The sequence below is a fragment of the Bacillus zhangzhouensis genome, from assembly GCF_000715205.1.
GTDB classification, from domain to species: domain Bacteria; phylum Bacillota; class Bacilli; order Bacillales; family Bacillaceae; genus Bacillus; species Bacillus zhangzhouensis.
The window spans coordinates 1-466 of record NZ_JOTP01000089.1 but is presented as its reverse complement, the minus strand read 5'-3'; the positions used below and the strand labels follow the sequence as shown (position 1 = coordinate 466).

Sequence of the window (466 nt, the reverse complement as noted above, 5' to 3'; positions counted from 1 at the left end):
ACCTGCTTTAAGCCTTTGGTATTCTTCCATAAAGTCAATGAACACATAATTCAAGCTAGATAGATATTTTTCGCCATGTTCAATAGGGTTTCTTTCAATCAAGTCGCGAATCTCATTTTTATTTAAAAGACCCGCTTCACTCATGGTCTTAAAATACTCTGCTTGAGTTTTACTGTCGCCGCGCAGCTCACTATCAACATTGAATTTTACATAATGGCCCGCTTTTTGATCATTGTCAGTAAACAATTTAATATTTAACTCCTGACACTTCCCGTCCCGATGTTTACCGAACGGACCGCTTTTTCAGCAAGCATTTCATGTGTCACGCTTCCTGGTGCAGCTGATCCGCCGCCTCCTAGACTCACTTCCTCGCCGTCTTTGACGATTTTTCCGCCTGCAAATTCTAAAACTAAACCGATGACAGTTAGATCAACGCAATCACTGGTGTCATTTTTTGTTGTATATC

The 466-nt window shown here is 40.8% G+C and carries 2 protein-coding genes; both read right to left on the bottom strand.

The features are described from left to right. On the bottom strand, positions 1–246 hold a 246-nt coding region (locus BA70_RS18980), incomplete at its 3' end, for a phage portal protein (RefSeq protein WP_034325300.1). 8 nt (positions 247–254) lie between these two features. After that, a partial coding sequence (locus tag BA70_RS18975) for a hypothetical protein (protein WP_051691208.1) occupies positions 255–466 on the bottom strand: 212 nt, incomplete at its 5' end.